Raw genomic sequence first — 12149 nt, 5'->3', positions numbered from 1 at the left:
CCTTGACGCGCTGGAGGAGCAGCTTGCACTGGGACTCAGAACTTTGGAGCAAAACCCTGAAACTGTGCGCACCATTGTCTCTTGGGATTGGATTGTGAGCTCCTTGATTACTTCATTTATGAAGTAGAAATGGAATGAGTTTGTCGAAGGGTCGAAATTGCCGCGCGCCTGGATACGCGGCGCGAGGTGGTCAGCCAGTGGCGCAAGCGCTTCTTCAGAGAGCGATTGGCGGGCCTCGAAGAGCGAGCCCGAGCGGGACGCCCTCCGGCTGCGCGATGCGCGTGGAGCACGAATACGCGCGTGGCGGCGCGTGGGCCTACATGGCTGCGCTCGATGTGCACCGCGTCAAGGTGTTCGGCCGGTGCGAAGCGACCACCGGCATCGCGCCATTCGAGCGTCTGGTCGATGAGGTCATGAGCCAGTGGCCGTACAACCAGGCGCGCCGGGTGCACCGGCCCCAATCTCAGGCCGCAGCAATCTGCCTGAGGTCGCGCGCCTCTTTTACCCGCTCTGCCAGATGCGTCAGCGCCTCCTGCACCTGGTCCACCAGGACCAGGCACAGATCGCCCGGCTGCAAGCGTGCCAGTGCGGTGTCAATCGCCAGAAACTCGCCACGGATTTCGTCGATGCGTGTGGTGCGGGACGCGCCGGCGAGGCCTTCGCGCAGCAGGGTCATGACCTCACCATCGCCACGGCCCCGCTGGGCCGCGTCCTGGTAAAGCAGCACGTCGTCGAAGGCTTTGCCGAGGATGATGGTCTGGTCACGGATGTCGCTGTCGCGGCGGTCGCCCGCACCGGAGATGACAACGCTTCGGCGTTGCCCTTTGCTGGTTGGCATGGCGTCCACAGCGGCCACCAGCGCGCGCATGGCGTCTGGGTTGTGGCCATAGTCAGCGATCACGGTGGCACCGCAGTAATCCATCACGTTGAAGCGGCCAGGGGCGTTGTGCGCATCGCTGACAAAGCTGGCCAGGCCGCTCTTGAGGGTTTCCCACTTGAGGCCGACCGCCCAGGCCGCTGCCAGCGCGGCCAGCACGTTCTCGACCTGGAAGCCGATGCTGCCGCCGCGTGTCAAGGGAATGTGCTGCAGCGAGATGCGCTCGCGCCAGGCGCCTTCAGCGGCGATGACGGCGTTGCCGTCCACATACACCGTGCGTTTGCCCTGAGCGCGGTGGGTGGCCATCAGCGGGTGGTGCCGGTCGGCGGCAAAAAAGATCAAGTTGCCCGGGCAGGTGGAGGCCATGGCGGCGACGATGGGGTCTGCGGCGTTTAGCACCGCGTAGCCGTTGGGTGCGACGTTTTGCACAATCACGCGCTTGACGCTGGCCAGGTCTTCCACGGTGGTGATGTGATTCAGACCCAGATGGTCGCCGCTGCCAATGTTGGTGACAACAGCCACCTGGCAGCGGTCAAAGCCCAGGCCTTCGCGCAATATTCCACCGCGCGCCACTTCAAAAACAGCGGCATCCACATCAGGGTGCATCAGCACATTGCGTGCGCTGTTGGGGCCGCTGCAGTCGCCGCTGTCGGTCTGCCGGCCGTCGACCCAGACACCGTCGGTGTTGGTCATGCCGCAGCGCAAACCGCTGGCGGTGAGCAAGTGCGAGATCAGGCGGACCACGGTGGTCTTGCCGTTGGTGCCGGTCACGGCCACCACCGGAACGCGGCCGTCATCGCCGTGGGCAAACAATTCGTTGATCATCGCGCCACCCACGGCGCGGCCCTTGCCGTAGGAAGGCGACAGGTGCATGCGCAGGCCGGGCGCGGCATTGACTTCGACCACGCCGCCGTTTTGCGCCTCGAGCGGGCGCAGCACGCTTTGGCAGACCATGTCCACGCCGCAGATATGCAGGCCAATCATCTGCGCGGCGGCCACCGCACGCGCGGCAACTTCGGGGTGCACGTCGCCGGTCACGTCGGTGGCGGTGCCGCCTGTGCTGAGGTTGGCGTTGTTACGCAGGATGACGCGGCGTCCGCGTGCGGGGATCGACTCTGGCGTCAGGTCCTGCACCCCCAGGCGCGCCACTGCAATTTCGTCAAAGCGGATCTTGGTCAGCGAGGTCGCATGGCCTTCACCGCGGCGCGGGTCCTGATTCACGATGTCGACCAACTCGCGCACGGTGTGCAGGCCGTCGCCCAGCACCTGGGGCGGCTCGCGCCGCGAGGCGGCCACCAGCTTGTTGCCGACCACCAGCAGGCGGAAGTCGTTGCCGGGCAGAAATTTCTCGATCATCACGGCGCCGTGTTCAGCCGCAGCGCGGAAGGCGATGTCGAGGTGATCGCGCGTCACGATGTTGACGGTGACACCCTTGCCCTGGTTGCCGTCCTGCGGCTTGAGCACCACCGGCAAACCGATGCGCTGCGCAGCTTCCCAGGCTTGGTCGGGGTTGGCGACAGGCTGGCCCATAGGCACGGGCACGCCGGCGGCCAGCAGCAGCTTTTTGGTCAGATCCTTGTCCTGGGCAATCGACTCGGACACGGCACTGGTGGCGTCCAACTCGGCCGCCTGGATGCGGCGCTGGCGCGAGCCCCAGCCGAACTGCACCAGGCTGCCGCGCGTCAGTCGCCGGTAGGGAATGCCACGGGCCACCGCTGCGTCAACAATGGCGCCGGTGCTGGGGCCTATGCGTTCGTCTTCGTCGAGCTCGCGCAACTGGGCAATCGCCGCGTCCACGTCGAAACCTGTTTCGTTGAGGGCGGCATTCACCAGCGCCTGGGCCAGTTCCAGCGCGAGCTGGCCAACAGCCTCTTCGCTGTATTCGATGACCGTGTGGTAGACGCCGGGCTCCAGCGTGGCCGCCGTGTGGCTGAAGGTGACCGGGCAACCGGCATTGGCTTGCAGTGCCAGCGCGGCCGACTCCAGCACATGGGCCAGCGACACCGGGCCCACATAACCGCCGGGCCGCAGCGCGCCGATGGCCGGGAACAGCGAACGCACGCGCGGCTCAAAGCCGGGCAGGTGGTCGATGGCGCACTCGGCCTCGGTGCAGGCAACAATGGCTTCAAGCGCCGTGTGGCGGCTCCAGAGGTTGGGGCCGCGCAGGGCACGGATGCGCGAGACGTTCATGGGAGGGTCTTTCGGGGCTGGGCAGGGCTGGCTTCGAAGGCTTCGATACCCGCGCCGATCAGGTTGAGGGGGATGCCGAGCGCCCAGGCTGCGGCAATCGCGGCGAGCAGGCTGTCTTCGGCGGTCGGGACGTGGCGGTCCTGCCAGACGGCCAGCTTGTCGAGGCCGGGCAAAAAGACCTCACTGGTGCCGGTGGCCAGCACGACCTGTCCCTGGCGCATGAACACAGCGCGGCCACCGGTGTCCAGGTGGGCGGCAATGGCGGGCAGCGCCGGGTCCAGCGCATAAAAAATCACTTCCCCGTCGCACAGGCCGGCCATGGTGACGATGGCAGGATCGGCGGCGTTGAGCACGGCCACGCCGTCGGGCAGCACCACATCGACCTGCGAGCGCATGACCTTGAACATTGGTTCTTCGTCAAAGATGTCGAACTCGGCGAGCTTGTCCCAGCCGCCCAGGTCGGTGACCACGCCAACCTGGCAGCGGTCGTAGGCTAGGCCGGTACGCAGAAGGGTGTGGGCGCTGTTTTCAAACACGGCTGCCTGCACGGCCCGGTTGATCAGCAGGCGCTGGCCGGCTTCCCAGTAGGTGCCGTCGGAAGGGTCCAGGCAGCGTCCATCGACGAACAGGCCGTCGCGGCAGGCCAGGCCGGTGTGCCGACCCGAGAGCTGCAGCAGCCAGGCGACCAGGCGCGCGATGTTGTGCGTACCGGCCGAACCGGCCACGCCGACCACGGGAACGCGGCCGCTGTGCTCACCTTCCGGCGCTTCGGGAAACAGGTGGTCGCAGATGGCACGGCCGACCGGGCGGGGTGCGCCCTCGGCCGGTTTGAGGTGCATCAACAGGCCAGGGCCAGCATTGACTTCCACAATCGCGCCGCCCTGGGCATGCAGCGGTCTGGAGATGTCCTGCGCCACAACATCAACGCCGGCGATGTCCAGGCCGACCACGCGCGCAGCCAGCGAGACGATGTGGTCGACTTCGGGGTGGACCTCGTCGGTGCAGTCGATGGACACATTGCCGTTGCGCTGGATCAGCACCTCGCGGCCAGCCGCCGGCACGGCGTCCGGACTCAGGCCCTGGCGCTGCAGGTCGAGCTGGATGGCCTCGTCCGTGTCGAGTTCGATCAGTCCGAGCGGGAAGTCTTCGGTGGCGCCGCGGCGCGGGTCGGTGTTGAGCTGGGTTTGGACCAGTTGAGACACACTGGACACGCCGTCACCGCGGATGGATGCGGTCTCGCCACGCGCGGCGGCGACGACGCGGCCGCCGACGACCAGCAAGCGGTGCTCATGACCGCGCACAAAACGCTCGACCATCACATCGCTGCCCTGGGGGGCGGCGACATGGAAGGCGGCCTCGACTTCTTCCCGTGTCTTGAGATCCAGTGAAACACCGCGCCCGTGGTTGCCATCCGAGGGCTTGACGACCACCGGCAGTCCGATGTCCTGGGCGGCTTCCCAGGCGGCCTCGACCGTGTCAACAATTTCGCCTTGAGGCACCGGCACGCCGCAGGAGGCGAGCAGGCTTTTGGTCAGGTCCTTGTCGCCCGCAATGCCTTCGGCAATCGCGCTGGTGAATTCGGTCTCGGCGGTCCAGATGCGGCGCTGGCTGGCGCCGTAGCCGAGCTGCACCAAGTTGCCGTCGTTCAGGCGGATGTGCGGGATGCGGCGCTCGGTGGCGGCGGCGACGATGGAGGCGGTACTGGGGCCGAGGTAACATTCGTCGACCTTGGCGCGCACGCGGCCGACGGCGGTCTGCAGTTCGGCTTCGCCATAAGGCTCGTGGTGGGCCCCGTTGTTGATGGCGGCCATCAGCAGGCGGTGGCCTTCGGCCAGGGCGCTGCGGGCGACCTGCTCGTCGCGGGCGCGGAAGACCATGCGGTAGACGCCGCGCTGCGAGGTGCTGCGGGTCTGGCCGAAACCGGTCGGCATGCCGGCCAGGTTTAGCAACTCGATGACCACGTGTTCGAGCACATGGCCGGCCCAGGTGCCTTCCACCAGGCGCTGAATGAAGCCGCCGCGCTCGCCGACGCCGCAGTGATGCTCGACCAAGGCCGGCAACAGGGCCACCAGCCGGTCGCTGAAGCCGGGAATCAGGTTGGAGGGGAAGTCTTCCAGGGGCCCCAGGTCCAGCCAGGTTTCCAGCACCGGCCGGTAAGTCCAGACATTGGGGCCGCGCAGGTAATTGATGCGCAGAAGCTGGATATCATCCTTTTTGCTCATGTTTTCATGGCTTTGGTCAACCGGCGGGGTCGGGGCGGCGTTGTTTTTCAGGCGCGCATCTTGAGCGGCGTTTTTTGTGAATACCGGCAGGGTTTTTGGCTCTGGCGCTAGATAAGACATCAGCGTTCAGCCCGGCGTAGGCGAAAATCCGCTCTCTCGGCTCCGAAAACGCTTCGAATACCGGTACCCACGGCTTCCACATCACAACAATGCATCATTCTCATCCGGTTGACGCCTCCCTCAGGGAGGCTGGCCAAGCGCAAACAGACCTGCGTGCGCAACTTGCAGCCCATGAGAACGTCTTATGTACCGTGCTGGTTGACCTGAACCTGCAACTTCGGTTTTCCCGGGGTTTGCTGGCGCTGACCGACCGCCGTTTGTTGGCCCAGGACGCGGAAACTGGTCTATGGACCAGCTGGCTGCTGCCGGTCAACCCCCCCAGCCCGTCCAGCCCGCCGCTGTTGTCTCTGCGCCATTTCGACCACGCTGGCATCGCTACGCTGGAGCTGCATGAGGGCAAGACCCGGCTGGCCAGTTGGCGCTTTACCCTGGCTGGGAATGTGCAGGCGCTGCGCCTGCTGCGGCTGTTTGAGCAGCGAACCGCGCCGCAGGGGCCCGAGGCTGCCGACGGGCTGAGCGATGAAGTCGCCCTGTGCCCATTGTGCGACACGGTGCTGCCGCCGGACAGCGAGGATTGCCCGACCTGCGCACGGGAACTGCACACCCCGCCATCGACCTGGGTGCTGCTGCGCCTGTGGCGCTTTGCCCGGCCCTACCAGTGGCAACTGCTGGCGGGATTTTTGCTGACGCTGGCCTCCACCGCCGCCACCCTGGTGCCGCCTTATTTGACGATCCCGCTGATCGACGACATTCTGATCCCGTTCCAGAACGGCCAGCAGATCGAATCCTGGAAGGTGTTGGCCATTCTGGGCGCGCTGCTGGCAGCGGCGGTGGTCGGCTGGGCACTGAACTGGGCCCGCACCTATCTGCTGGCCCTGGTGTCTGAACGCATAGGCGCCGACCTGCGCACCGCCACGTTTGACCACCTGCTGGAGCTCTCGCTGGACTACTTCGGCGGCAAGCGCACCGGTGACTTGATGGCGCGTATCGGCTCGGAAACCGACCGCATCAACGTCTTTTTATCGCTGCACGCGCTGGATTTCGCCACCGATGTGCTGATGATCGTGATGACAGCCGCCATCCTGTTTTCCATCAACCCCTGGCTGGCGCTGGTGACGCTGCTGCCACTGCCGTTCATCGCCTGGATGATCCACGCGGTGCGAGAGCGACTGCGCACCGGCTTTGAAAAAATCGACCGGGTCTGGTCCGAGGTGACCAATGTGCTGGCCGACACCATTCCCGGCATCCGTGTGGTCAAGGCCTTCGCCCAGGAAAAGCGCGAGGCCCAGCGTTTTCGCGACGCCAATCAGCACAACCTGATGGTCAATGACAAGCTCAACAAGGTCTGGTCGCTGTTCACCCCCACGGTGTCGCTGCTGACTGAAATTGGGCTGCTGGTGGTCTGGGCGTTTGGTATCTGGCTGGTGTCCCGCCAGCAGATCACGGTGGGTGTACTGACTGCTTTTGTCGCCTACATCGGCCGTTTTTACACGCGGCTTGATTCGATGAGCCGCATTGTGTCGGTCACGCAAAAAGCGGCGTCGGGTGCCAAACGGATTTTTGACATTCTCGACCACGTCTCTAACGTGCCCGAGCCGACCCACCCGGTGACGATGCCCACATTGCAGGGCCGCATCGAGATGAGCGGGCTGGGTTTCAGGTACGGCAACCGCGCGGTGATACGCGGGCTGGATCTGGTGATTCAACCGGGCGAAATGATCGGTCTGGTGGGTCACAGTGGTTCCGGCAAAAGCACGCTGGTCAACCTGATCTGCCGCTTTTACGATGTGACCGACGGCAGCATCAGCGTGGATGGCACTGACATCCGCCGCTTTGCCGTCGCCGACTACCGGCGCTACATTGGCCTGGTGCTACAGGAGCCGTTTTTGTTTTTTGGCACGATTGCCGAGAACATCGCCTACGGAAAACCCGGCGCCAGCCGCGCAGAGATTGTGTCGGCCGCCCGCGCCGCGCATGCGCATGAGTTCATTTTGCGGCTACCGCAGGGTTATGACTCGCTGGTGGGTGAGCGGGGCCAGGGCCTGTCCGGCGGTGAACGCCAGCGCATTTCCATTGCGCGCGCGTTGCTGATCGACCCGCGCATCCTGATCCTGGATGAAGCCACGTCATCGGTAGACACCGAGACCGAGCAGGAAATCCAGAAAGCGCTGGACAACCTGGTGCAGGGGCGCACCACCATTGCCATCGCGCACCGCCTGTCCACCCTGCGCAAGGCCGACCGGCTGGTGGTGATGGACCGCGGCCAGGTGGTTGAGGTTGGGCCGCACGACGAGCTGATGACCAAACAGGGCGCCTACTGGCGGCTGTATGAAGCGCAGGCGCGTCAGGTGGACAGCGAAGGCAACCAGGACGCCGAGGAAGGCCGCATTGCGCTGGCAACCTCGCAGGTGGCGCATGCCGCTCAGCGTGCCGGTAATGTGTAGAAAGACAGCATGAACATGACTGCCCATGCCGCAAGGCACCCGGCCGACTTTGAACTGGTCCGACTGACTTCTGGTGGGCTGACCCTGACCGATGCGCAGGGCCGCCAGCACGTGGGCGTGGTTCCGGTGCGGGCCTTCCCGATTGCCGCGCCGGACGAAGGCGTCTCCCTGCTGGGCGCAGATGGCCACGAGCTGGTCTGGCTGGACCGGCTGGACACACTGCCGCCAACGCAGCGTAGCCTGCTTGAAGAAGAACTGGCCCTGCGCGACTTTGTTCCAGAAATCACGGCGCTCAAAAGTGTCTCCAGCTTTGGCACACCCAGCACCTGGCGGGTAGATACCGACCGAGGCGAGACCTCGTTTGTGCTCAAGGGCGAGGAAGACATCCGCCGGCTGGGCCGTCAGGCCCTGCTGATCGCCGCAGGCCACGGCGTGCATTTCAGCGTGAAAGACTTGGGCGCGCTGGACCGGGCTTCGCGGCGGCTGCTGGAGCGGTTTTTGTAACAGCGCTGAGGGTCAAAAACGCTATCAATTCGGTAGCTCTCCACGCAGGTAGGACAAGGGCTGCAGCCAGATTTTACTCAAAAAAAATCAGACCAAACCAGCGCTTGACGCGGTCTAGGAGCCTAGGCGCCGACCGCCTGCCGACCCGCCAGCAAGCCCGCCAACGCCTGGTACAGCTGCTCAGGTGCCACCGGCTTGTGCAGCAGCGGCACGCCGCTGCCGAGGGTTTCACGCAGGCGGTCGGGCGCGGTGTCGCCCGTGATCATCATTGCTGGCAACTGATCACCCAGCAGGCCTCGCAGACCGGTAATTGCTTCCAGCCCGGTTTGCTGGCCGCGCAGGCGGTAGTCGCTCAGCACCACATCGGGTCGGCTTTTTCTGGCCTGCGCCATGGCCTGCTCAATGGAGTCGGCGGTGGTCACAGCGCAGCCCCAACTACGCAGCAGATGTGCCATGGCCGCCAGCACCGCATCGTCATCATCAATCACCAGTACGCGCACCTCCGCCAGCGATGCATGAGCTGCTGCGCTGGCAGGTGCAAGCTGAACTGGCCGGACACTGAGCGGTAGCGCCAAACGAAACACGCTGCCCCGCCCTGGGACAGAACTGAGTGTCAGCGCATGACCCATGGTTTTGGCCAAGCCATCAGCAATCGCCAGGCCCAGCCCCAGACCCTTGCGGCGGTCACGCTCGGGGTTGCCCAGTTGATGAAATTCACGAAATATTTCCAGCTGGTTTTCAGTCGCAATACCGATGCCGGTGTCCCACACCTCAACCACCGCCATGCCGTGGTGCAATCGGCAGGCCACCAGCACGCCGCCTTGCTCTGTGTAACGGATGGCGTTGCTGACCAGGTTGCGCAGCACCATTTCGACCAGTGATGCATCTGAATGGATCACCGCCGATGTCTCACGCGAGCGGTAGACCAGCCCCTTGGCATTGGCCACTGGTGCCAGGTCGTTTTCAATCTTGTACAGCAGCGTTTGCAATTTGAACGGCGCAGCAAACGGCTCGACCACGCCCGCCTCAACACGTGAAAAATCCAGCAGCGTGTTCAGCATGTCGCCCGATGCCTCCGATGCCAGGCGGGCACTGGCCAGCACCTCGGCCTGGTGCGGACTCAAGGGCGTGTGCGACAGCACTTCAAGAAACAAGCCTTGCGCGTGGATGGGCTGGCGCAAATCATGGCTGGCTGCCGCCAAAAACTTTGACTTGGCAGCATTGGCTTGCTCTGCATTTTTTTGCGCTGCCTCGGTCTTGGCCAGCAGTTCCAGATTTTCAAAACGCAAATTGATAGCGGCCAGCACAGCGCGCCCGGCCATGTAGCTTTGGGTGATCAGCGTACCGATGTAAAACAATGCGATGAATCCAAAAGCCGCATAGGCCGGGTCATCGAGTTGAAACAGTCTGGCCACCGTCAAACCCACCAGCGGCGCGATAAACGCCACATACACCGCAAACACCGGCGCAAATAAACCTACCGAGCCGCCCGACACACCCGCCAGCACGCTGATCACCAGGATGCTGCCGACCGCCGTGGTGTTGCCCAGTGCGCCAAAAGCCAATGCGCCCCAGGACAGTCCAGCCACAAAGATGGACAGCACCAGCCTGCGCAGCAAACGCCGTGCGTCACCCGCCACCAGGCCACGCGCCAACTGGCGGCGCGCATCAAAAATTGAATACGCATTGGTAGCCGACACCACCGCAGTCCAGGCCAGCAGACTGCCCCAGTTGCCGGGTTGGCCCAGCGTCCAGACCAGCAAAAAAATCGCCGGAAAGGTGGGCACCACCGTGATGGTCATGTTGGCATAGATCAGCCGCAATTGCTCAATCAGAATCCTGTCGTCAGCCAGCCGCAGCCACGCAAAACGCATCAAAACACCAGGCCGATACGGCGTGCGGCAAAGGCGGCTTCGGACCGGCTGGACACACCCAGCACGCTGAGTGTGGCCTGCACATGGCCACGCACGGTGTTCTCGCTGAGGTTTAGCCGCCGACCAATGACCTTGTTTGACAGGCCTTGACACAACAAGTCCAGTACCTCGGCCTGGCGCGGTGTCAGGCGTTGCGGCCTAGCACCGTCATGCAAGCCAGCAGGCTGGCTGTCGGCAAAGCCGTCGATCCTGGTGACCACCGTCTCGCCTCTCATCAGCGTGGTGATCACCGAAACAATTGTCTCAGCGGTATCTGCCTTGGAGACAAATGCCGCAGCACCGCGCGCCAGTGCCTGTCGCACGGTTCGCGGCTCTGCCTGGGACGACAGCATGACCACCAGCGCATCAGGCCAGCGGCGGCGCACCAGGGCAATGCCCTCCAGCCCATTGAGGCCCTGCAACTGCACATCAAGCAGCACCACATGGGGCGCTGGCAGTGCATCCCGCATGGCCTCTTCCAACGATGCCACCTGCGCAATGTCCGCGCCAGCGATGCCGTCTTTGAGCACCATCGCCAGCCCGGAGCGAAACAGGGCATGGTCATCAATCAACAAAATATCAATCATCATGGGGCGTATTTAAGCCAGACTTTTGTTGACCTACAAGTGTTTTGTGGTTAACCAGTCCAAATGGACTATGCGAAAAAACCACGTTGAAGTGTTGCCTACCAGTCCAAACGGACTATAGGAAGTAAGCGCTGTTTTTCTTACGATTCCTGTCATCTTTTGATACAGGACAGCGCCATGACATCCCACGCCAGCATGAACCGAATTTACCGTTTGGTCTTCAATGCCGCGCTGGGCATTTGGGTGGCCGTGGCTGAAAACGCCAAGGGGCGCGGCAAGGGTGGGCGGGCAGCAAGTGCGTTGCTGGCTATTTTGGCCATCGCCAGCCCGGCAGCTTATGCAGCCAACGCAGCAGATGCGACGCTGCGGGGCGGCGCTGGCACAGTTGCCACCGTGGGCAACACCACCACCATCAACCAAACCAGCCAACGCCTGGCGCTGGACTGGACGCAGCTATCAACCGCAGCCAATGAGGCTTTGAGGTTCAACCAGCCCAATGCCCAGGCGATTGCCTTGAACCGCATTACAGGCAGCAGCCCCAGCAGCTTTTTGGGCAGTTTGACAGCCAATGGCCAGGTTTTTATCTTGAACCCAAACGGTACCCTGTTTGGCGCAGGCAGCCAGGTCAACGTCGGCGGCTTGGTCGCATCAACACTGGGCATGAACCCAACCGACTTCATGAACGGCAGCACAACATTTACCAAAACCACAGGCACAGGCTCAGTCGTCAATCAAGGCACGATGACCGCAGCCCAAGGTGGTTATCTTGCCCTGCTAGCCCCTGAAGCAAGAAACGAAGGCGTGATGACTGCATCCCTGGGCACAGCCCTCCTCGCCGCGGGCAACAAAATCACGCTCAACTTAAACAACGGCTCATTGCTGGGTTACAGCATTGACCAGGGCGCGGTCAACGCATTGGCTGACAACAAGCAACTCATCAAAGCCGATGGCGGTCAGGTGCTGCTGTCTGCCAAGGCGATGAATGCACTGACGACGGCTACCGTCAACAACACCGGCATCATTGAAGCCAAAACCCTGCAAAACATTGCAGGCCGCATCATGTTGATGGGCGATATGGAATACGGCACTGTCAATGTGGGCGGCACGCTGGACGCATCGGCACAAACGGGCAACGGCGGCTTTATTGAAACCAGCGTAACTACTCAGCCCCCATGATTCGATAGGCGACAATCCGCATCAATGCAAACCCCATCAAGCCTGAGTCAGTTAAGCCATGCCGCAAAAGATGCACTGATTCTGATGCAGCAGGAGCAGATTACGGCGCTGCAAGA

General features: G+C 63.3%; 7 protein-coding genes. 3 read left to right on the top strand and 4 right to left on the bottom strand.

Annotation, left to right across the window (positions count from 1 at the left end):
• Nucleotides 1-463: 463 nt before the first annotated feature.
• Together cphA (Q8O29_RS19510) and cphA (Q8O29_RS19505) are read right to left on the bottom strand one after the other, a co-directional pair.
• On the bottom strand, nt 464-3067 hold the full coding sequence (gene cphA, locus Q8O29_RS19510) for a cyanophycin synthetase (protein WP_305565855.1): 2604 nt from the start codon (nt 3065-3067) through the stop codon (nt 464-466).
• Nucleotides 3064-5289: a cyanophycin synthetase gene (gene cphA / locus Q8O29_RS19505; RefSeq protein WP_305565854.1), complete on the bottom strand. Its 2226-nt coding sequence runs from the start codon at nt 5287-5289 to the stop codon at nt 3064-3066. Before cphA (Q8O29_RS19505) ends, cphA (Q8O29_RS19510) begins: the two co-directional genes overlap by 4 nt.
• Before the next feature lie 209 nt (nt 5290-5498).
• Here cphA (Q8O29_RS19505) and Q8O29_RS19500 point away from each other — a divergent pair, with 209 nt between their 5' ends.
• Nucleotides 5499-7853 (top strand): ABC transporter ATP-binding protein, encoded by a 2355-nt coding sequence (locus Q8O29_RS19500; RefSeq protein WP_305565853.1) that lies wholly within the window; start codon nt 5499-5501, stop codon nt 7851-7853.
• A gap of 15 nt (nt 7854-7868) precedes the next feature.
• The gene (locus Q8O29_RS19495) at nt 7869-8357 is read left to right on the top strand and encodes a DUF1854 domain-containing protein (RefSeq protein WP_305565857.1); all 489 of its coding nucleotides are present in this window, start codon (nt 7869-7871) and stop codon (nt 8355-8357) included.
• A gap of 122 nt (nt 8358-8479) precedes the next feature.
• Here the strand turns inward: Q8O29_RS19495 and Q8O29_RS19490 are convergent, their stop codons facing one another.
• Together Q8O29_RS19490 and Q8O29_RS19485 are read right to left on the bottom strand one after the other, a co-directional pair.
• Entirely contained in the window at nt 8480-10231 is a 1752-nt protein-coding gene (locus Q8O29_RS19490; protein WP_305565851.1) for an ATP-binding protein, read from the bottom strand.
• Nucleotides 10231-10860, bottom strand: a complete 630-nt coding sequence (locus tag Q8O29_RS19485; protein WP_305565850.1) for a response regulator transcription factor — start codon at nt 10858-10860, stop codon at nt 10231-10233. Before Q8O29_RS19485 ends, Q8O29_RS19490 begins: the two co-directional genes overlap by 1 nt.
• A gap of 174 nt (nt 10861-11034) precedes the next feature.
• Between Q8O29_RS19485 and Q8O29_RS19480 the strand changes: the two genes are divergently transcribed.
• Nucleotides 11035-12033, top strand: a complete 999-nt coding sequence (locus tag Q8O29_RS19480) for a filamentous hemagglutinin N-terminal domain-containing protein (RefSeq protein ID WP_305565849.1) — start codon at nt 11035-11037, stop codon at nt 12031-12033.
• The last annotated feature ends 116 nt before the right edge of the window (nt 12034-12149 follow it).

Origin of the sequence: Polaromonas sp. (assembly GCF_030689685.1) — a bacterium.
Classification (GTDB): domain Bacteria; phylum Pseudomonadota; class Gammaproteobacteria; order Burkholderiales; family Burkholderiaceae_C; genus Polaromonas.
This window is presented reverse-complemented; position numbering and strand designations above follow the sequence as displayed.

Coding starts and splice junctions, on each gene's coding strand:
- cphA (WP_305565855.1), bottom strand. CDS start 3,067: ATGAACGTCTCGCGCATCCGTGCCCTGCGCGGCCCCAACCTCTGGAGC.
- cphA (WP_305565854.1), bottom strand. CDS start 5,289: ATGAGCAAAAAGGATGATATCCAGCTTCTGCGCATCAATTACCTGCGC.
- Q8O29_RS19500 (WP_305565853.1), top strand. CDS start 5,499: ATGCATCATTCTCATCCGGTTGACGCCTCCCTCAGGGAGGCTGGCCAA.
- Q8O29_RS19495 (WP_305565857.1), top strand. CDS start 7,869: ATGACTGCCCATGCCGCAAGGCACCCGGCCGACTTTGAACTGGTCCGA.
- Q8O29_RS19490 (WP_305565851.1), bottom strand. CDS start 10,231: ATGCGTTTTGCGTGGCTGCGGCTGGCTGACGACAGGATTCTGATTGAG.
- Q8O29_RS19485 (WP_305565850.1), bottom strand. CDS start 10,860: ATGATGATTGATATTTTGTTGATTGATGACCATGCCCTGTTTCGCTCC.
- Q8O29_RS19480 (WP_305565849.1), top strand. CDS start 11,035: ATGACATCCCACGCCAGCATGAACCGAATTTACCGTTTGGTCTTCAAT.